The organism is Serratia sp. NCCP-200 (assembly GCF_059697885.1).
Map to the genome: position 1 here is coordinate 87630 of NZ_BAAKUJ010000007.1, position 21334 is coordinate 108963.

The 21334-nt window shown below is 55.0% G+C and carries 16 protein-coding genes; 9 read left to right on the top strand and 7 right to left on the bottom strand.

Going from position 1 to position 21334, the window contains the following annotated elements:
• Positions 1-59 precede the first annotated feature (59 nt).
• On the bottom strand, positions 60-557 hold the full coding sequence (locus AC6HVW_RS20660) for a GNAT family N-acetyltransferase (protein WP_071681399.1): 498 nt from the start codon (positions 555-557) through the stop codon (positions 60-62).
• Between the two features lie 387 nt (positions 558-944).
• On the opposite strand from AC6HVW_RS20660, the gene AC6HVW_RS20665 reads away from it, so the two are divergent.
• Entirely contained in the window at positions 945-1640 is a 696-nt protein-coding gene (locus AC6HVW_RS20665; protein WP_021807425.1) for a pirin family protein, read from the top strand.
• Positions 1641-1775: 135 nt separating this feature from the next.
• Positions 1776-2771 carry a gluconate operon transcriptional repressor GntR gene (gene gntR, locus AC6HVW_RS20670; RefSeq protein WP_071681484.1) on the top strand — a complete coding sequence of 332 codons (996 nt, stop codon included), beginning with the start codon at positions 1776-1778 and terminating at the stop codon, positions 2769-2771.
• Between the two features lie 36 nt (positions 2772-2807).
• Here the strand turns inward: gntR and AC6HVW_RS20675 are convergent, their stop codons facing one another.
• On the bottom strand, positions 2808-3314 hold the full coding sequence (locus AC6HVW_RS20675; protein ID WP_021807427.1) for a gluconokinase: 507 nt from the start codon (positions 3312-3314) through the stop codon (positions 2808-2810).
• Positions 3315-3619: 305 nt separating this feature from the next.
• On the opposite strand from AC6HVW_RS20675, the gene gntT reads away from it, so the two are divergent.
• Positions 3620-4936, top strand: a complete 1317-nt coding sequence (gene gntT, locus AC6HVW_RS20680) for a gluconate transporter (RefSeq protein WP_021807428.1) — start codon at positions 3620-3622, stop codon at positions 4934-4936.
• Positions 4937-4979: 43 nt separating this feature from the next.
• On the opposite strand, the gene AC6HVW_RS20685 is transcribed toward gntT, so the two are convergent.
• Positions 4980-5573 carry a YhgN family NAAT transporter gene (locus tag AC6HVW_RS20685; protein WP_059199441.1) on the bottom strand — a complete coding sequence of 198 codons (594 nt, stop codon included), beginning with the start codon at positions 5571-5573 and terminating at the stop codon, positions 4980-4982.
• 202 nt (positions 5574-5775) lie between these two features.
• Here AC6HVW_RS20685 and asd point away from each other — a divergent pair, with 202 nt between their 5' ends.
• Positions 5776-6882, top strand: a complete 1107-nt coding sequence (gene asd / locus AC6HVW_RS20690) for an aspartate-semialdehyde dehydrogenase (protein ID WP_021181748.1) — start codon at positions 5776-5778, stop codon at positions 6880-6882.
• 204 nt (positions 6883-7086) lie between these two features.
• Here the strand turns inward: asd and AC6HVW_RS20695 are convergent, their stop codons facing one another.
• On the bottom strand, positions 7087-7572 hold the full coding sequence (locus AC6HVW_RS20695) for a GlcG/HbpS family heme-binding protein (RefSeq protein ID WP_071681397.1): 486 nt from the start codon (positions 7570-7572) through the stop codon (positions 7087-7089).
• A gap of 626 nt (positions 7573-8198) precedes the next feature.
• On the opposite strand from AC6HVW_RS20695, the gene glgB reads away from it, so the two are divergent.
• From glgB to glgP, 5 genes are all read left to right on the top strand, one after another.
• Positions 8199-10382, top strand: coding sequence for a 1,4-alpha-glucan branching protein GlgB (gene glgB, locus AC6HVW_RS20700; protein WP_186486514.1), 2184 nt, complete (start codon positions 8199-8201; stop codon positions 10380-10382).
• The gene (gene glgX / locus AC6HVW_RS20705; RefSeq protein ID WP_186486513.1) at positions 10382-12367 is read left to right on the top strand and encodes a glycogen debranching protein GlgX; all 1986 of its coding nucleotides are present in this window, start codon (positions 10382-10384) and stop codon (positions 12365-12367) included. The genes glgB and glgX overlap by 1 nt, the downstream gene beginning before the upstream one ends.
• A gap of 12 nt (positions 12368-12379) precedes the next feature.
• A complete protein-coding gene (gene glgC, locus AC6HVW_RS20710; protein WP_021181744.1) occupies positions 12380-13657 on the top strand; it encodes a glucose-1-phosphate adenylyltransferase in 1278 nt (425 codons plus the stop codon).
• A gap of 82 nt (positions 13658-13739) precedes the next feature.
• Positions 13740-15173 carry a glycogen synthase GlgA gene (gene glgA / locus AC6HVW_RS20715; RefSeq protein ID WP_071681391.1) on the top strand — a complete coding sequence of 478 codons (1434 nt, stop codon included), beginning with the start codon at positions 13740-13742 and terminating at the stop codon, positions 15171-15173.
• A 24-nt stretch (positions 15174-15197) separates the two neighbouring features.
• Positions 15198-17645 (top strand): glycogen phosphorylase, encoded by a 2448-nt coding sequence (glgP, locus tag AC6HVW_RS20720; RefSeq protein ID WP_071681389.1) that lies wholly within the window; start codon positions 15198-15200, stop codon positions 17643-17645.
• 96 nt (positions 17646-17741) lie between these two features.
• Here glgP and glpD read toward each other — a convergent pair whose 3' ends face one another.
• From glpD to glpG, 3 genes are all read right to left on the bottom strand, one after another.
• Complete coding sequence (gene glpD / locus AC6HVW_RS20725) at positions 17742-19250, bottom strand: glycerol-3-phosphate dehydrogenase (RefSeq protein ID WP_071681387.1); 1509 nt, start codon at positions 19248-19250, stop codon at positions 17742-17744.
• A gap of 363 nt (positions 19251-19613) precedes the next feature.
• On the bottom strand, positions 19614-20372 hold the full coding sequence (locus AC6HVW_RS20730; RefSeq protein ID WP_021181740.1) for a DeoR/GlpR family transcriptional regulator: 759 nt from the start codon (positions 20370-20372) through the stop codon (positions 19614-19616).
• A 33-nt stretch (positions 20373-20405) separates the two neighbouring features.
• Positions 20406-21242, bottom strand: coding sequence for a rhomboid family intramembrane serine protease GlpG (glpG, locus tag AC6HVW_RS20735; protein ID WP_071681385.1), 837 nt, complete (start codon positions 21240-21242; stop codon positions 20406-20408).
• Positions 21243-21334 lie beyond the last annotated feature (92 nt).

The following is a 21334-nucleotide window of genomic DNA, read 5'->3' on the forward strand; positions in this document are numbered from 1 at the left end:
TTGCTGTGTCTAACAGGAGGGGCGTTCATATGAGCGCCCCTCCGACATCGCCGTTCTGATTACGCGGTTTTAAACCGAGCCATATGATAAGCATCCACCAACTCGCCATCGCGCATGGCAAAGCGGCGGCTGGTGCCTTCAATCTCAAAACCGAACTTACGATACAGCGCAATGGCACCCTGATTGTCGGTGAATACCGTGAGCTCAATGCGCTCAATACCGGCCCAGTTGTCGCAGATATCGATCATCGCCTGCATCAGCGCGCTGCCAACGCCTTTGCCGTGGTAACCGGCATCCACGCTGATGCCAATAGTGGCCACATGGCGGCGGCGTACCCGCTGGTTGAGTTCCACGAACAACTGCCCCACCACGCGATCGTCAATGCAGGCCACCATGTTGTAGGTTCCGGGTTGCACGTTAGCAATACGTTGCTGCCACATGGCTTTTGACGGTAGCGGTAGTTGTAGCGTGTCACGGTAAACGGCCGGGTGGGAATATAGCTGGTGCAGGGCTTCAGCATCGTTACTTTCCACGTGACGAACTACAATCTCGCTCATTCTTTCCTCTCTTTGGCGTTTACCGTTTGAATAACCTCCCAAATTATCCGTTTACTCCCCTGAGTCAATATAATTTCCCATTGGTCAAAAAAACGCTTTACAGGTGCGAATGATAATGATTATTATTGTCATGCGTTCAGAGAGAGTATCAACCTTTGATACTGTTTGCTGAAGGCACGACATTGCTCACATTGCTTCCAGTGTTTACTTAGCCAGCTCGGGTGCTGGCTTTTTTTTTGCCCAAATTCATCGGCTAACTCATCCCACAAACCCTTTGTTTCGTGCTGGCAAACTCCACCTAATTTTTTGAACAGAGGGGTGAGATTTTTGCGCTTTCATATTCCTCCGTCAGGTCTAGACTGTAGAAAACGTTGAGGAGAGTTGAATATGATTTATTTACGTAAGGCACAAGATCGCGGTCATGCCAATCATGGTTGGCTCGACAGCTGGCACACTTTCTCATTTGCTGACTATTACGATCCCGACTTTATGGGGTTCTCGGCGCTGCGGGTGATCAACGAAGACGTGATTGATGCAGGCCAGGGGTTCGGTACTCATCCCCATAAAGACATGGAAATCCTGACCTATGTGCTGAGCGGCACGGTGGAGCATCAGGACAGCATGGGCAACAAAGAACAGATTAATGCCGGTGAGTTCCAGATCATGAGTGCAGGGACCGGTGTGCGTCACTCCGAGTACAATGCCAATAGCGATCGGCCATTGCATCTCTACCAGATCTGGATTATTCCGGATCAGGTTGGGCTGGAGCCACGTTATGAGCAACGGATGTTTGATGCACCTCAGGGCCGCCAGTTGGTGCTGTCGCCAGACGCCCGTGAAGGTTCGCTGAAGGTGTTCCAGGATATGACGTTGTCTCGCTGGGCGCTGAAGAAAGACGAGCAATCGGTTTATCCAATCCAGGCAGAACGCCGCGTTTGGATCCAGGTGGTGCATGGCAATGTCTCTATCAATGGCCACAAAGCGGGTATTAGCGATGCGTTTGCCATCTGGGATGAAACAGCACTGTCTATCCATGCCGATGAAGACAGCGAGATTTTGCTGTTCGATCTGCCACCGGTGTGATGACAAAGTAATGGCGAGGGCTTGGTGCAATGCCGGGCCCTTTTTTGTGTCTGCTGGCCGGATAACCAACAATATCGGAAAGGCGTTTTATTTGCTAAAATGGCCGCCCATTCACGGTTAGCCAGTTCAGTGATAATGAAGAAAAAACGGCCGGTGCTTCAAGATGTTGCAGATCAGGTTGGCGTCACCAAAATGACGGTGAGCCGCTATTTGCGCAATCCCGATCAGGTTTCTGCCGCTTTACAGCAAAAAATTGCGGTAGCGCTGGACGAACTTGGCTACATTCCCAATCGTGCCCCAGATATCCTTTCCAATGCGACCAGCCGGGCAATTGGCGTGTTGTTACCGTCGCTGACCAACCAGGTATTTGCCGAAGTGTTGCGGGGTATCGAAAGCGTTACCGATGCACACAACTATCAAACCATGCTGGCGCACTACGGCTATCTGCCGGAGCGTGAGGAAGAGCGTCTGACGTCGCTGTTTTCTTATAACATCGATGGGTTGATCTTGTCCGAACGCCACCATACCCCACGTACACTGAAGATGATTGAAGTTGCAGGCATTCCAGTGGTGGAGCTGATGGACTGTGTGTCACCCTGTATCGATCTGGCTGTCGGGTTCAACAACTTTGAAGCGGCCCGCCAAATGACCCAGCAGATCATCGCTCGCGGCCATCGTCATGTGGTGTACTTTGGCGCGCGTCAGGATGAACGCACCATTATCAAACAGCAGGGCTATGAACAGGCTATGCGTGAGTCTGGTCTTGAAGCCTACAGCATCATGACCTCACGTTCTTCTTCCTATTCGGCCGGTGGTGAGATGTTGCGCGAGGCGCAGCGAGATTATCCGCAGGTTGACAGTATCTTTTGTACCAACGATGACTTGGCGATCGGTGCGGCATTCGAGTGCCAGCGCCAGGGATTATCTATCCCGCAGGATATGGCGATTGCCGGTTTCCACGGCCACGATATCGGCCAGGTGATGGTACCAAAACTGGCGAGTGTGCTGACGCCGCGTGAGCATATGGGGCAGATCGCCGCTGAGCGCCTGTTGGCACGGCTGCGTGGAGAGGTTGTTTCCCCACGTATGGTGGACGTGGGCTTCACCGTGGCACCCGGTGGCAGCATCTGAACCTGGGCGCAACAGCCAGCGCCCAGCACGGCTAACTTATTGCTTTAGCGCTGCAACACAGCGGCCAACTACGCCTTCAACGTCGGTATCGATATCCACGCAAATCACATCTTTTTCGTCGGCCCCGGGCTCTTCTAATGCCTCAAACTGACTTTTTAGCAGCTCGGTAGGCATAAAATGCCCGGAGCGGGCTTGCAGACGGGCCAGGATCGTCTCGAAACTGCCTTTCAGATAGATAAACACCATATTGTCATTGTCTTTGCGTAGCAGATCGCGATAGCGGCGCTTGAGCGCCGAGCAGACAATAATCCCGCTCTCGTTCTTGTGATTCAGGCTGTACGCCGCGTCGTTGAGGCGTTGCAACCAGGGCGCGCGGTCCTCGTCATTCAGCGGCTGGCCGCTGGCCATCTTCTGGATATTGGCGCGTGGATGCAGATCGTCGCCATCGATAAATTTTGCCTTGATTTCCCGTGCTACCGCCGCGCCAATCGTGGATTTGCCGCTGCCGGAGACGCCCATCAGGATGATGCTTTTTCCCGCCATAAGTTTGATCTCTATCTCAGAATGCGAATTTTGCTGGGTTACCTGGTTCCGGATCTTATCATGTTACCGGTATCATGATACGGGTAACAAATGGAGATGTGATTGTCATCACACAGCACAGAACAGGGAACATGCCCGGCGTTTTCATGTCGCCACGTGGCGGGCTGCAATCTGCATCCATTGGCTACCACTGTACTCAGCTGCCTACTTAGACCACCAGGATAGGGTCGTACAATAAAACAAAGCACCTTCTTTCGCTGCCGTTGCGTAAAGAGGCCAAGTGATAAAAGGGTTGGAGAAAAATTATGCCACTAGTGATTGTTGCCATCGGCGTAGCCATGCTACTGCTGCTGATGATCCGCTTTAAGCTGAACGGCTTTATCTCGTTGATTCTGGTCGCTCTGGCGGTTGGTATCATGCAGGGAATGCCGGTAGACAAAGTGATTGGTTCTATCAAGGCCGGCGTGGGCGGAACGCTGGGCGGTCTGGCGCTGATCATGGGCTTTGGTGCCATGCTCGGTAAGCTGCTGGCGGACTGTGGTGGTGCGCAGCGGATTGCGACCACGCTGATCGACAAGTTCGGTAAACAGCATATCCAATGGGCCATCGTGCTGACCGGTTTTACCGTCGGTTTTGCTCTGTTCTACGAAGTGGGCTTCGTGCTGTTGCTGCCTTTGGTGTTTACCATTGCTGCCTCTGCACGTATCCCGCTGCTGTATGTCGGCGTGCCGATGGCTGCGGCGCTGTCCGTTACCCACGGTTTCCTGCCGCCACACCCAGGCCCAACAGCGATCGCTACCATTTTCCATGCGGACATGGGTAAAACCCTGTTGTATGGCACCTTGCTGGCAATCCCAACCGTGATCCTGGCAGGCCCGGTGTATGCCCGCTTCCTGAAAGGTATCGATAAGCCGGTTCCAGTCGGTCTATATAACCCCAAAACCTTTACCGAAGAAGAAATGCCTGGGTTTGGCGTCAGCGTAGCGACTGCACTGGTGCCGGTGATCCTGATGGCGTTGCGTGCCGTGGCGGAAATGGTGTTGCCAAAAGGCCACCCGATCTTGGCTTACGCCGAGTTCTTTGGTGACCCGGTAATGGCAACGCTGATCGCGGTGCTGATCGCCATCTTTACCTTCGGCCTGAACCGTGGCCGCACCATGGACGAAGTGATGGGTACCGTCAGCGACTCCATCAAAATCATCGCCATGATGCTGTTAATCATCGGCGGTGGTGGGGCGTTCAAACAGGTGCTGGTGGACAGCGGCATTGAGCAATACATTGCTGGCATCATGCATGGCAGCAATGTGTCACCGATCCTGATGGCCTGGTCAATTGCCGCAGTGCTGCGTATTGCACTGGGTTCCGCGACCGTAGCGGCAATCACCGCCGGGGGCATTGTGGCTCCGCTGATTGCTACCACCGGGGCTAGCCCGGAGCTGATGGTTATCGCCGTTGGTTCGGGCAGCGTGATTTTCTCTCACGTAAACGATCCAGGCTTCTGGTTGTTCAAGGAGTATTTCAACCTGACCATTATGGAAACCATCAGGTCCTGGTCCGTGTTGGAAACCATCATTTCAGTCTGTGGCCTGATTGGCTGCCTGCTGTTGGCGATGGTGGTTTAAGTCTTAACGGCGGGGCGCAGCAATCTCTGCTGCGCCCTGACTGCTAAAGGTTCAGATAGGCCCGAACGCCGTCCAGGAACATCTGGGTGGACAGCATCACCAGAATCAACCCCATCAGTCGTTCCAGTGCACTCACCCCTTTGCTACCCAGTAACCGCAGGAACACGTTCGACATCAGCAGGATCGCCGCCGACAATCCCCAGGCAATCAGCAAGGCCACGACCAGATGCGAAATCTGGTTGGGGTACTGGTGTGAAAGTAACATCAAGGTTGCCAGAATCGACGGCCCGGCCACTAACGGAATGGCAAGCGGCACCAGGAAAGGCTCCTCTCCTGCGGAAAGATCGCTGCCGCTGCCCTCCTGCGAAGGGAAAATCATCTTGATGGCGATCAGGAACAGGATTATCCCGCCGGAGATCGACACGGTTTCGGTGCGCAGGTTGAGGAACGCCAAAATATGTTCGCCCGCGAATAGGAAAGTCAGCATCAATACCAAGGCTATCAGCAACTCGCGGATCACCACCGCCCGGCGACGGCGCGGTTCCAGGTGTTTCAGCACCGACATGAAAATCGGCAGGTTACCCAGCGGATCCATAATTAAAAACAGCAACACCGTTGCCGCAATCATTTCTGTCATTTAAGGCCTCAAAATCAGAAAAAACGACGGATATAAGCGGCGTTACTGAGAATTGCCTGCTCATTGAATAAATTCACTTTGCGCTCGCGCCGACTTTTTGTAAGGTGGGTAGATATTGCACACAACATATAACTTAACTCTATCTCATATCCTTCCTGAAAGGGTATAGAGCATAGCCATCCTCCAAGGCAGGACAGTAAATATGAAAAACGTTGGTTTCATTGGTTGGCGTGGTATGGTCGGCTCGGTTCTCATGCAACGCATGACTGAAGAGCGCGATTTTGACGCCATTCGCCCGGTATTCTTCTCCACTTCGCAGCTCGGTGCTGCCGCCCCGGCTTTCGGTGGCCAGCAGCAAGGTACGCTGCAAGATGCGTATGATGTCGAAGCATTAAGCGCTCTCGATATTATTATTACCTGCCAGGGCGGCGATTACACCAATGAAATCTATCCAAAGCTGCGGGCTGCCGGCTGGCAGGGCTATTGGATCGATGCGGCCTCTTCTCTGCGTATGAAAGACGAGGCGATTATCATCCTCGACCCGGTCAACCATGCGGTGATCCAGGAAGGGCTGAACAAAGGCATCAAGACCTTTGTTGGCGGTAACTGCACCGTCAGCCTGATGTTGATGTCGCTGGGCGGTCTGTTTGCCAACGACTTGGTGGAGTGGGCCTCTGTTGCCACCTATCAGGCTGCCTCTGGCGGCGGTGCGCGCCATATGCGTGAGCTGTTGACCCAGATGGGCATGCTGCATGCGGATGTAGCGAAGGAGTTGCAGGACCCGGCCTCGGCGATCCTAGACATCGAACGTAAAGTCACTGAGGCCACCCGTTCCGGTAAGCTGCCAACCGATAACTTTGGCGTTCCTCTGGCAGGTAGCCTGATCCCTTGGATCGACAAGCAACTGGATAACGGCCAAAGCCGCGAAGAGTGGAAAGGCCAGGCGGAAACCAACAAGATCCTCAGCACCTCAAGCATCATCCCGGTTGATGGTTTGTGTGTGCGCGTCGGTGCGCTGCGCTGCCACAGCCAGGCATTTACTCTGAAGCTGAAGAAAGACATCCCGCTGCCGGAAATCGAGCAACTGTTGGCCACGCACAACGACTGGGTACGGGTGATCCCGAACGACCGCGAACTGACCATGCGCGAGCTGACGCCTGCTGCCGTAACCGGTACTTTGAACACGCCAGTTGGCCGTCTGCGCAAGCTGAATATGGGGCCGGAATACCTCTCCGCCTTCACCGTTGGCGATCAGCTGTTATGGGGCGCGGCCGAACCGCTGCGTCGCATGCTGCGTATCCTGTTGTAGGATATTTAGTTGCGTTGCATGAAGGATCACTAAGCTGCAAAAACCCGATAGCCCGCATAAAAGCGGGCTTTTTTATGTGGATAGCATTACTAAAACGCACATTTAGATTATCCCCAAGACCGTACTTTGGGGACAGGTCGATTGGCGGCAACGTAATGCGGGGGCCATGTTGGCGGTATATCATTGAAACCGCGGCCCATCGTGTTATTTCGCCAGCACTTTTTCTAATGCGGTAAGCGCGCATTGCTGATCAAGGTGTCCACCCGGTGCGCCGCCTACACCAATAGCACCAACGACTTCTTCACCGCTTTTCACCGGTACGCCACCGGCCAGCAATAAAAATCCAGGGATATCACGCAGATTTTCTGCCCCGGCGTTGGTCTGGGCATTTTTCATCACATTTTCGGTAGGGTTTTTGGTGGTCAGCGCGGTAAATGCTTTCATCCGGCTGGCTTCCACCGTATGAGGACCCGCGTTATCCATCTTCTTGATAACCAGAGGAATGCCGGCGCGGTCTACCACGGTAACGGCAACATTGTAGTTATTGGCGCTACAGGCCTGGATGGCACTTTGCGCCAACTTATCAGCCAATTCGAGGGAGAGATTCTTTTCGGTCAGAATGCCACTGGCTGCACTGGTGAATGACAGCATACTGCTAAATAAAATGGCGGATGAGATTATACGTTTCATCTTGGCTTGCTCCTGAATAGACCTTTGGTGTAACAAAGAGAATAGAGGGTGTCATTGAAGCAATCTATTGTCTTGATTACCTACTTGTTTAGGTGTTTTTACTGAGTAGGGCGATATGCAGCCCTGTGAAAGGGCTGAGCGTTGTTTGATCTGACGTTCGGTGAGCCCCAACACTGCACGTTACTGCGATAAACCTTGAACTTCCTTGAGGCTGATCTCTTTCAGCCCTCCAATGTGCTGTTTTCCACATTTCTGGTCTCAATTGCTGTAGCAGTAAAGGCGATGCAGGCAAGGTGACGTCACGCCTGTCGTATATCAGATGCAGCCAGCGAAGGTTGCCCGCTCCGCCGGTTTTCCGGCTAAAAATTTTCCTTGGTAATGTCACCGTGTTTTTAGCAGACATGGCTATGCTTATTAGGTGGATGAAAAGTTTTCCATCAATGGTGAAAATTCGCCTAAAAATTAAGCATAAAGAGCGAAACTGCGAGCATGAAGGCGATCGATTAATCAATAACCGACTGAAATCACGCTTTAGGTAGCAAATGAATTGCATGATAGGTGCAACGGCTGCTTTTTGTTCAGCGTAGCCTTTTAAAAGTCATGCTCTTAATCAAAGGAAGAATGCTATGCCTGTACTTCCCGAACGTGACGTGATCAATCAGCTCATCTCCGGTCACTATGCCGATCCCTTTTCCTTGCTCGGCATGCATGTAACCGAAAACGGACTACAGATTTGTGCGCTGTTGCCGGATGCGGGCACCGTGTGGCTGGTAGAGAGTAAAACCGGTAACCGTCTGGTTCAGCTCAATTGCGATGACGCTCGTGGTTTTTTCAGCGCTCTCGTACCGCGTCGTAAAACCCCTTTCCGCTATCAGCTTGAAGTCAGCTGGCGCGACCATCAACAACTTCTGGAAGACCCTTACCGTTTTGGCACCCTGCTGCAGGATATTGACAGCTGGCTGCTGGCCGAGGGCACCCATCTGCGGCCTTATGAGCGGCTGGGGGCGCATCCTGGCTCATTGGATAATGTGGATGGGGTCAGCTTTGCCGTTTGGGCACCGAATGCCCAGCGCGTGTCGGTAGTGGGAGAGTTCAACTTTTGGGATGGACGGCGTCATCCCATGCGCCTGCGTAGAGAGAACGGAATTTGGGAGCTTTTTTTACCGGGCGTGAAGGCCGGGCAGCTGTATAAATACGAGATTATCGATTGTTACGGCAACGTGCAGCTGAAAGCCGATCCTTATGCTTTCGAAGCGCAGATGCGGCCGGAAACGGCCTCGTTGATCACACCGCTGCCTGCGGTGGTGGAAAACACGCCGGAAAGGCACCGGGCCAATGACTTTGACCGTCCGATTTCCATCTACGAAGTACACCTGGGCTCCTGGCGCCGCCATACCGACAATAATTTCTGGCTCAGCTATCAAGAATTGGCCGAGCAACTGATCCCCTACGTTAAATATATGGGTTTCACCCATATTGAACTGTTGCCGATCAACGAGCATCCGTTCGACGGCAGCTGGGGCTATCAGCCGTTGGGAATGTATGCGCCAACCCGCCGTTTTGGCACGCCAGCGGAGTTCAAGGCTTTTGTCGCCGCGGCTCATGATGCCGGGATCAACGTGATCCTGGATTGGGTGCCGGGACATTTCCCCAGCGATGCCCATGGCCTGGCCAACTTCGACGGCACCGCGCTGTATGAATATGCCGATCCTCGCGAAGGATTCCATCAGGACTGGAACACGCTGATCTACAACTATGGCCGCCACGAGGTGCGTAACTACCTGGCGGGAAATGCGTTTTACTGGCTGGAGCGCTTTGGTATCGACGCCCTGCGCGTCGATGCGGTGGCGTCGATGATTTACCGTGATTACAGCCGTGCCGACGGCGAGTGGGTGCCGAACTACTATGGCGGCAATGAGAACCTGGAAGCGATCTCCTTCCTGCGTTACACCAACCAGACACTGGGCAAAGAGCGGCCAGGGGCGGTGACGCTGGCGGAAGAATCCACGGATTATCCGGGCGTTACTCTACCGCCAGATGCCAACGGCTTAGGCTTCCACTATAAGTGGGATCTCGGTTGGATGCATGACACGCTGAATTATATGAAGTGCGATCCGGTGCACCGTAAATACCATCACAACCTGATGACTTTCGGCATGCTCTACGCCTATACCGAAAACTTCGTGCTACCGATTTCGCACGACGAAGTGGTGCATGGCAAAGGCTCCGTGTTGGATCGGATGCCGGGAGATGCCTGGCAGAAATTCGCCAACCTGCGGGCCTATTACGGTTTTATGTGGGCGCACCCGGGCAAAAAACTGCTGTTTATGGGCAGCGAATTTGCTCAAGGGCGCGAGTGGAATTTCGATAACAGTCTGGACTGGCATCTGCTGGATGGATTGGACGGTTGGCACCACGGCGTGCAACGGCTGGTACGCGATCTCAACCACTGCTACCAGGAGAATGCGCCGCTGTATGAGCGCGATTATCGTCCAGATGGTTTTGAATGGCTGGTAGTCGACGATCACGACAACTCGGTATTTGCCTTCGCACGCTACGACTCGCAGGGCAATGAGCTGATTGCCATCAGCAACTTTACCCCGGTGCCGCGCCCCCATTACCGTATCGGTATTGGGCGCGCTGGCGAATATCAGGAGATCCTCAATACCGATTCACACCATTATCACGGCAGCAACGCGGGTAATCAGGGGCGGGTGATTTCGCAGCCGATCGGCAGCCACGGTCGTGAACATTCGATCAGCGTGATGGTGCCACCGCTGGCTACGGTTTATCTGCGGCGGGAGGTTTGATGGTAGAGCTGACGCCGGGTCTTGCCGCGCCTTTAGGGGCTTATTACGACGGTAATGGCATCAACTTTACCCTGTTTTCTGCGCATGCCACTCAGGTTGAGCTGTGCCTGTTCGATGCGCAATATCGTGAAACACGCCTGCCGTTGCCTGCCCGCAGCGGTGATATCTGGCATGGATATCTGCCAGGGGGCGAGTTGGGGCAACGTTATGGTTTTCGGGTGCATGGCCCATTTGAGCCGCATCTTGGGTTGCGCTTTAACGCCAACAAGCTGTTGCTCGATCCGGCGGCGCGGGCAGTCGAAGGGCCGGTTGCCGACCATGTGCATTTGCATGGGGGGTACGATCAACCGGACCCGCAAGACAGCGCCCCGTTGATGCCAAAATGCATAGTGATCGACGAAAGCTACGATTGGCAAGGCGATCGCCCGCCAGCCACCCCTTGGGGCAAAACAGTGATCTACGAAGCCCACGTCCGGGGGCTGACGTTAACGCACCCGGAGATCCCGGCCGTATTGCGTGGCAGCTTTGCCGCTCTTGGCCACCCGGCGATGATTGCCTACTTCAAGCGGTTGGGGATCACGGCGCTTGAGCTTTTGCCGGTGCAGCAGCACACCACGGAACCGCGTTTGCAGCGCCTGGGGCTGATCAATTACTGGGGATACAACGTGCTGGCTCCTTTCGCGCCAGACAACCGCTACAGCAGTTTGAGCACCGGGACGACGCCGCTGCGTGAGTTCCGCGATGCGGTGAAAGCGCTGCACCGGGCGGGGATCGAAGTGATTCTGGACGTGGTGTTCAACCACAGTGCAGAGCTGGATGTGGATGGGCCAACGCTGTCGCTGCGCGGTATCGATAACCCCAGCTACTACTGGCTAACCCCTGACGGTGGCTACGATAACCTCACCGGCTGTGGCAATACGCTGCGGTTGGATCAGCCAGCGGGTGTGGCGTGGGTGATGGATTGCCTGCGTTTTTGGGTTCGGGAGTGCCATGTCGACGGTTTCCGCTTCGATCTTGGCACCGTGTTAGGCCGTACACCGGCGTTTGACCGTGATGCACCGCTGTTTCAGGCGATGCTGGCGGACGATACGCTGGCGCGTTGCAAACTGATTGCTGAGCCCTGGGACATTGGCCCGGGGGGCTATCAGGTTGGCGCGTTTCCAGGCCGTTTTGCTGAGTGGAATGACCATTTCCGTGACGATATCCGCCGTTTCTGGCTGCGGGGCGATCTGTCACTGGGTCAGTTTGCCCAGCGTTTTGCTGCCTCCAGCGAGGTATTCAACCAACGTGGGCGCGCGCCTTATGTCAGCATCAATATGCTGACGGCCCACGACGGCTTTACCTTACAGGATGTAGTGAGTTTCAAGGAGAAACATAACCAGCCTAACGGAGAGGGAAACCGTGATGGCAGCGACCAAAACTTTAGCTGTAACCACGGGGTTGAAGGCCTGATTGCCGACGAAACCGTTTTGCAACGCCGCCAGGCCAGCCAGCGAGCACTGCTTGCCACGCTGCTTCTGGCACAGGGGACACCGATGCTGCTGGCCGGTGATGAGCACGGAAATAGCCAGCAAGGCAACAACAATGCTTACTGTCAGGATAACGCAACCACCTGGCTCGACTGGGCCAATGCGGATGAGTCACTGACCGCATACACCGCCGCGCTGATCCGCTTGCGCCAGCAAATTCCTGCTTTGCAGGCAGACCGCTGGTGGCAGGAGGGAGACGGCAGCGTGCAGTGGTTAAACGCGCAGGGGCTGCCGCTCAGTGCGCAACAGTGGGAACAGGGCGATCGCTGCTTGCAGATCCGCCTGTCGCAACGCTGGCTGATGGTGATCAACGCCACCCAGCAGACCGTTGAGATGACGTTACCCGAGGGTGATTGGCAGGTTGTCGCCCCCTTTACTCAGGAAGATTCACGGGCGGTTCTACCCGCCTGGTGCCAGGTTGCGCATTCGCTTTGCGTGCTGGTAGAGAAAAATTAAAAGGAGTCAGTTATGGTTAAGCACGAAAATAAAGACCCTCTGATGTTGGCGCGCCAACTGCCGAATAAATCCGTTGCCCTGATATTGGCGGGCGGCCGTGGCTCGCGTTTGAAAGATTTAACCTCTACCCGCGCCAAGCCAGCCGTTCACTTCGGTGGCAAGTACCGCATCATCGATTTTGCCATGTCCAACTGCCTGAACTCAGGGATCCGCCGTATGGGGGTGATCACTCAGTATCATTCCCATACGTTGGTGCAGCATATTCAGCGGGGCTGGTCGTTCCTGAACGAAGAGATGAATGAGTTTGTCGATCTGCTGCCTGCCCAGCAGCGCCTCAGCACCGAACACTGGTACAAAGGCACCGCAGATGCGGTCTATCAGAACCTCGACATCATTCGCCGCTATGAAGCGGAATATGTGGTGATCCTGGCAGGCGACCATATTTATAAAATGGACTACTCGCGGATGCTGATCGACCACGTCGAGAAGGGAGCGCAGTGTACGGTGGCCTGTATTCCGGTACCGCGCAAGGAAGCCAGCGAGTTTGGCGTGATGAAGGTGGACGATAACGACCTGATCCTCGAATTCCTGGAGAAGCCAGCCAATCCGCCGGCCATGCCTGGCAACCCTGAGATGTCACTGGCCAGCATGGGCATCTATATTTTCAACGCCAGCTACCTCTTCCAACTGCTGGAAGAGGATATGTCGACCCCTGACTCCACCCATGATTTCGGTAAGGATCTGATCCCCAAAATTACCGCGCAGGGTGCTGCCTGGGCGCATCCGTTTACTCTTTCCTGTGTGGGGTGTGGTCCCGATCTGCCGCCATATTGGCGTGATGTCGGGACCTTGGAAGCCTACTGGCGCGCCAACCTCGATTTGGCTTCGGTCACGCCTGAGCTGGATATGTATGACCGCTCCTGGCCGATCCGTACCTATATGGAGCCACTGCCACCGGCCAAATTTGTGCAAGATCGTTCCGGCAGCCATGGCATGACCATGAACTCGCTGGTGGCCGGTGGGTGCATTGTCTCCGGTTCGGTGGTGGTGCATTCAGTGCTGTTCTCGCGAGTACGGGTGAACTCCTTCTGCACTATCGACTCTTCTGTATTACTGCCCGATGTCAACGTTGGCCGCTCCTGCCGCCTGCGCCGCTGCATTATCGATCGCGCCTGCCATATTCCCGAAGGCATGGTGATTGGTGAAAACGCCGAGGAAGACAGCAAGCGCTTTTACCGTTCGGAAGAGGGCATCGTGCTGGTAACGCGCGAAATGTTGGCAAAACTGTAGCCATTCCGGCTGGGGCCTTGGGCGTGGCAAGCTGCGCCCCTTATCTCCGTAAAGACGTTTTTACCGAATTTCAGGAGTGATAATGCAGGTTTTACACGTATGTTCCGAGATGTTCCCACTGCTTAAAACCGGCGGGCTTGCAGACGTGGTTGGCGCATTACCGACGGCGCAGATTGCCGCAGGAGCTGATGTTCGGGTGCTATTACCGGCTTTTCCTGACGTGCGCAACGGTATCCCTGACACGGTACTGGTTGCCGAAATCGACTCTTTTGCCGGGCGCGTAGGCCTGCGTTATGGCACCTATCATGGCGTGGGCGTTTACCTGATCGATGCCCCCTGGCTGTATGACCGGCCGGGCAGCCCGTACCACGATCAGTCGATGTATGCCTACCCGGACAACCACCGCCGTTTTGCCTTGCTGGGCTGGATGGCCTGCGAGCTGGCGAAGGGGTTGGATCATTACTGGCGGCCAAAACTGGTCCATGCTCACGACTGGCATGCTGGCCTGGCCTGCGCTTATCTGGCTGCTAATGGCCACCCGGCACGCTCGATCTTCACCGTACACAATCTGGCCTATCAGGGGCTATTCTCCGCCCACCATATGGCGGAGCTGTGGTTGCCATCGTCTTTCTTGAATATCTATGGCCTGGAGTTTTATGGCCAGATGTCTTTCCTGAAAGCAGGCCTGTACTACGCTGACCATATCACCGCCGTCAGCCCGACCTATGCGCGTGAAATCACCCAGCCGGAGTTCGGTTACGGGATGGAAGGATTACTCCAGGAGCGGCAGCGGCAGGGAAGATTGAGCGGCATTCTCAACGGTGTTGATGACAAGATTTGGGACCCGTCACACGATGCGCGCCTGGCGGCACGCTATGACGTCAACAGTTTGAAAAACAAGGCCAAGAATAAGGTTCATCTGCAAAAAGCCATGGGGCTGCAGGTGGATGAATCGTTGCCACTGTTTGCGGTGGTCAGCCGTTTGACCAACCAGAAAGGGTTGGATCTGGTGCTGGAAGCCCTGCCAGCGTTGCTGGAACAAGGGGGGCAGTTGGTGCTGCTGGGGGCAGGGGACGCGGTATTGCAGCAGGCTTTCCTGGCCGCGGCGGCCGATTATCCGGAACAGGTCGGCGTGCAGATTGGCTACCACGATGCCTTCTCCCACCGCATTATCGGCGGAGCGGACGTGATCCTGGTGCCCAGCCGCTTTGAACCTTGCGGGTTAACACAGCTTTATGGCCTGAAATATGGCACGTTGCCGCTGGTGCGCCGCACCGGTGGGTTGGCAGATACGGTGGTGGACTGTGCGCTGGAGAACCTGGCCGACGGCACTGCCAGCGGGTTTGTGTTTGATGATTGTAATGCTGTTGCCCTGGGCAATGCCATTCGGCGTGCTCTGGTGCTGTGGAGCAGGCCGAGACATTGGCATCACGTACAACGCCACGCCATGAGTCTGGATTTTGGCTGGCAAGTCGCGGCAAAGGAATATCTGTCGCTTTATCAACGCTTGTTGTAATCACGTACTTGGGATTGAATTACTATGACTTCACCGTTTAGTTACACCTCACCCACGGTCAGTGTTGAAGCGCTGAAACATTCCATCGCCTATAAACTGATGTTTATTGTCGGTAAGGATCCGGCTATCGCCACCCAGCACGACTGGCTTAATGCCGTGTTGTTTGCGGTGCGCGACAGGATGGTGGAACGTTGGTTACGATCCAATCGCGCCCAGCTTTCGCAAGATGTCCGGCAGGTGTATTACCTGTCGATGGAGTTTCTGCTTGGCCGTACGCTGTCGAATGCGCTGTTATCGATGGGGATTTACCAGGATATTGAGGACGCACTCAATGAGATGGGCCTGAACCTGAGTGAACTGCTTGAGGAAGAGAACGATCCTGGATTGGGCAATGGCGGCCTGGGGCGCTTGGCCGCCTGTTTCCTGGATTCGTTGGCTACGCTGGCGCTGCCTGGCCGGGGTTACGGTATCCGCTATGAATATGGCATGTTCAAGCAGAACATCGTCGATGGCCAACAGATGGAGTCGCCGGATTATTGGCTGGAATACGGCAACCCGTGGGAATTCCCGCGCCACAATACCCGCTATAAAGTGCGTTTTGGTGGCCGCGTTCAGCAGGAAGGGGCGAAGGCCCGCTGGGTGGAAACCGAAGAGATTATCGCCATCGCCTACGATCAGGTGATCCCGGGTTTCGATACCGATGCCACCAACACGTTGCGTTTGTGGAGTGCTCAGGCCAGTAATGAAATCAACCTGGGTAAGTTCAACCAGGGGGATTATTTTGCCGCAGTGGAAGATAAAAACCACTCCGAGAACGTCTCGCGCGTGCTCTATCCCGATGACTCCACCTATTCCGGGCGTGAACTGCGCCTGCGGCAGGAGTATTTCCTGGTTTCAGCCACTACCCAGGACATCCTCAACCGCCATTGGACGATGCACAAAACCTTCGACAATCTGGCCGACAAGATTGCCATCCACCTCAACGATACCCACCCGGTGTTGTCGATCCCTGAGCTGATGCATCTGCTGATCGATGAGCACAAATTCCGCTGGCTGGATGCCTGGGAAGTGGTGGAAAAGGTATTCTCCTATACCAACCATACCTTGATGAGCGAAGCGCTGGAAACCTGGCCGGTTGATATGCTGGGCAAGATCCTGCCGCGCCACCTGCAACTGATCTTCGAAATCAACGACCATTTCCTCAAGCAGGTACAGCAAGTGGTGCCGGGGGATGATCAATTGCTGGCACGGGTCTCCATCATTGATGAAACCAACGGGCGTAGGGTACGAATGGCGTGGTTGGCCGTGGTCGCCAGCCATAAGGTGAATGGCGTCTCGGCACTGCACTCCGAATTGATGGTACAGTCGCTGTTTGCCGATTTTGCTCGCGTATTCCCCGATCGCTTCTGCAATAAAACCAACGGGGTCACGCCGCGCCGCTGGCTGGGGTTGGCTAATCGGCCGCTGTCCAAAGTGCTGGATGACAGCATTGGCCATCACTGGCGTACCGATCTCAGCCAGCTTGGCGAAATCAAAGCGAATGCGGATTACCCGAGCTTCTTGCAGGCCGTACAGGCTGCCAAACGGCAGAACAAAGAGCGGCTGGCGGCGTATATCGCGAAAAAGCTCAACGTGGTGGTGAACCCCGACGCGTTGTTTGACGTACAGATCAAACGGATCCACGAATATAAGCGGCAGCTGCTGAACGTATTGCATGTGATCACGCGTTATAACCGTCTGCTGCAGGATCCCGATGCCAAACGCGTACCGCGCGTGGTGATCTTTGCGGGTAAAGCGGCCTCTGCCTACTATGCCGCCAAACAGATCATCCGCTTGATCAATGACGTAGCGAAGGTGATCAACAACGATCCGCGAGTACATGATGATTTGAAGGTGGTGTTTATCCCTAACTACGGGGTGAGCCTGGCTCAGATGATCATTCCGGCGGCCGATCTCTCCGAGCAGATCTCGCTGGCGGGGACCGAGGCTTCGGGCACCAGTAACATGAAGTTTGCTCTCAACGGTGCCTTGACCATCGGCACGTTGGACGGGGCCAACGTCGAAATGCTGGAACACGTGGGTGAAGAGAACATCTTTATCTTTGGCAATACCGCCGATCAGGTGGAGGCGCTGCGCCGCGATGGGTATAACCCGCGTCAGTATTACGAGCAGGATGAAGAGTTGCATCTGGCTTTGACGCAGATTGCTACCGGTGCGTTCAGCCCCGAGGAGCCCAAGCGTTACAGCAGCCTGTTCGATTCACTGGTCAATCTTGGCGATCACTATCAACTGTTGGCCGATTATCGCAGCTATGTGGATACGCAGGATAAGGTGGATGAGGTGTATCTCAATCAGGACGACTGGACCAAACGCGCGATACTCAATATCGCCAACATGGGTTACTTCTCTTCCGACCGCACGATCCAGGAGTACGCGGACGAAATTTGGAATATCAAACCGATAAAGCTGTAATAGCCAAGGGCCGGAGTACCGGCCCTTGAATTTAACTTATTACGTACCGTATGCCAAAGGGGCGCTGCGTGCTGCGCCCGTCTACTCACATCTCAATCAAGACGCCAATGACAACGCTTTTGGTTTGGCATTGTCTGCCAGCCAGGTTTTCACCCGCGCCTGCTGCTCTTCGCTGAGCCACATCCCCAGTTTGGTACGGCGCCACAGGGCATCATCCAGTTCGACAACCCACTCTTTCTCTACCAGATAACGCAGTTCAGCCTCGTACAGGTCATGGCCAAAGTCTTCACCCAAATCGCTCAGGCTATTGGCATTGGCCAGGATCATTTCGCTGTGGCTGCCATAGGTGCGAGCGTAACGGCGAGCCAGAGACTCCGTCATCCAGCCGTGCTGACGGCGCAGTTTAGCGGCATAGCTATCGCGATCGCCGTCAATATCGCCCCCTGGCAGGGAACCGTTTTTGGTCCACGCCGGGCCACAGCCAGGATAGTAGTGAGCCAATTTCTCCATCGCATGCTCGGCCAGCTTGCGGTAGGTGGTGAGTTTGCCACCGAACACGGAAAGCAGTGGGGCTTTGCCCTGCTCGTCATGCACATCCAGCGTATAGTCGCGAGTGACGGCCTGCGGTGAATCAGATTCATCATCACACAGCGGGCGTACGCCAGAGTAGGTCCAGACGATATCGTCACGGCCCAGCTGTTTTTTGAAGTGATCGTTATACACCTTCAACAGATAGTTGATTTCGTTATCGTCGATCTTCACGTCTTTCGGATCGCCGTGGTATTCCACGTCGGTGGTGCCGATGATGGAGAACTCGTCCAGCCACGGAATGACAAACACGATACGGTGGTCTTCGTTCTGCAAGATATAAGACTGTGGCTGGTTATGCGCCCGAGGTACCACGATATGGCTGCCTTTGATCAGGCGGATACCGTAAGGAGACTTGAGCTTCAGGCCATCGTCGAAGAAATGTTTTACCCATGGGCCGGTGGCGTTTACCAGGCCTTTGGCGCGCCAGGTAAAGGTTTTGCCGCTGTCGACGTCGATGGCTTCCACCATCCACAGACCATTTTCGCGCCAGGCGCGAGTCACTTTGGTGCGGGTGCGCACTTCGCCACCGCGTTCGGCCACGGCTTGGGCATTCAGCACGACCAGGCGGGCATCATCTACCCAACAATCAGAATATTCGAAACCGCGCTTTAATTCCGGCTTCAAAACGGAGTCTGGTCCAAAGCGCAAACCTTTACTGCCTGGCAGGCTGGTGCGTTTGCCCAAATGATCGTACAGGAACAGGCCGATGCGGATCATCCAGGCCGGGCGCAGATGGGGCTGGTGCGGCAGGCGGAAACGCATTGGGAAGGCGATGTGCGGTGCCAGTTTCAGCAGCACTTCACGTTCGGCCAACGCTTCGCTGACCAGACGAAACTCGTAGTGTTCCAGGTAGCGCAGGCCACCGTGGATCAGTTTTGAACTGGCGGAAGACGTAGCACAGGCCAAGTCTTGCGCTTCAAGCAGCAGTACGGACAGCCCACGCCCGGCTGCATCGGCTGCGATGCCGGCTCCGTTGATACCGCCACCGATAACGATCAAGTCTTTGGTTTCCACGTTAACCTCCTCCTGGTGTTCGAAATAGCTCTTTTATGTTCGTTTTCGCTCATTATTGTAATCGGAAACCAACAAGCAAGCCAAGAGTTAACCAAACAAAAACATTCTTGCGTGATAGAGATAACAGTTTGGTGATAGTAGGTATACAAATAGCAGGGGTATTAGGGGCATTGGTGTTGGGGAAGCCCCTCACCCCAACCCTCTCCCACGGAGGGATCGAGAACCCCATAAGCTCTTGTTAGAGGGAGAGGGAGTCAGTCCGGTGTTGTGGGTAAGCCGGTGCTGCTGCGGAAAGTGTGGGGGAGGTTCAGCGGACTCGATCGGTTCCCTCTCCCTGTGGGAGAGGGTTAGGGTGAGGGGCGATCAGCAGAGTTCCAGTTGTACGTCGTACTGCTCGATAATCTTCATCACGCTGGGTGGCGGAGCCTGATCGGTAAACAGATAGTCGATCAGGTTCATGTTCCCCAGGTTCACCATCGCGTTACGGCCAAACTTGGAGTGGTCGGTAACCAACATTACGCAGCGGGAGTTTTCGATAATCGCGCGTTTGGTTCGCACTTCGTGATAGTCGAATTCGAGCAACGAGCCATCCATATCGATACCGCTGATGCCGAGAATGCCGAAATCAAGGCGGAACTGGGAGATAAAGTCCAGCGTGGCTTCGCCCATGATGCCGCCATCACGGGTACGGACCTCACCACCGGCCAGGATCAGGCGGAAGTCCTCTTTGGCGGTGAGCAGGGTGGCCACGTTCAGATTATTGGTGACGACCCGCAGATTTTTATGGCCCATCAAGGCGTGGGCTACCGCTTCCGGGGTGGTACCAATATCGATAAACAGTGTGGCTCCGTCCGGTATCTGGCTGGCTACGCGCTGGGCGATGCGGGCTTTCTCTTCCGACCACATCACCTTGCGATCGTGGTAAGCGGTGTTTACCGAACTGGACGGTAACGCAGCGCCACCGTGATGACGCTGTATTTTGTTCTGATCGGCCAGGTCATTCAAATCACGGCGAATGGTTTGCGGGCTGACGGCAAAGTGCTCCACCAGCTCTTCCGTACTGACATATCCCTGTAGGCGCACTAATTCGATAATTGCGTCATGACGCTGTGTTTGCTTCACGATATTCCCCTAATACACCGATGTGCCTGGTTGTTATTGTTCGTTGTGCGCGCGATGCCGCGTATCCCAGAATGCCATTAATAACCCTATCACTAAACCGGCAACGTGTGCCGCATTGGCGATCGACATTCCTAAAATATCGAAATAACCGGCCACCAGCCAGAGCGCGGAAAAGACCATCAAGCCCCTTGGCAGGTTCAAACCGCGTTCCGGTGCGCGTTCACCGCTCAGCCAGACGTAGCCCATCAGCGCGTAAACCACCCCGGAAAGCCCGCCGAACAGCGCACCGCTGAACAACGACTGCGCCCAGCCGCTGAAAAAGGCCGACACTACGGCGATTACAAACAGTTTGCCGGTGCCGAGGAGTTTTTCCACCGGACCACCAAGATACCACCACCACATCAGGTTAAAGGTAATGTGCAGCAGCGAGAAGTGCAGAAATGCATGGCTGACCCAGCGCCACAGCTGGCCATATTGCGAGCTGTTTTGCGGCCAGGAGAGCCAGAACATGACGGTATCATCACCCAGCACCTGCATCAGGATATAGACCAGAATGCACAGGCTCATCACCGTCAGCGTCAGCGGCCCGGCCTTGCTGCGGATGATTTGCAGGTAAGAAAACTGTTGATACTGTAGACCGGCATCGGTGCTGCCTGCCTGCCAACTGGCGGCCTGATAGCGGCGGTTGAACGGATCGAGCAGGAACTGTTGCAGTTCGTGTTGCACCTGCTCCAGGTGGGCCTCATCCGCCAGCCAGATTTCGGCTGCATCGCCCGTTGCACGGACTTCAAGAACAACCCCCTGCGTTGTCATGTAATCGACAAAGGCTTGCGCCAGGCGAGGGTTGGATACGGCGATCACTCGAACCATAGATTTTCCGTCTAAGTAGATGACTTTGGCCACGGGCAAAACTGCCGATGGCATTGGCGGCTGATTATACCGTTGAAATCCTGAGCGCAGGG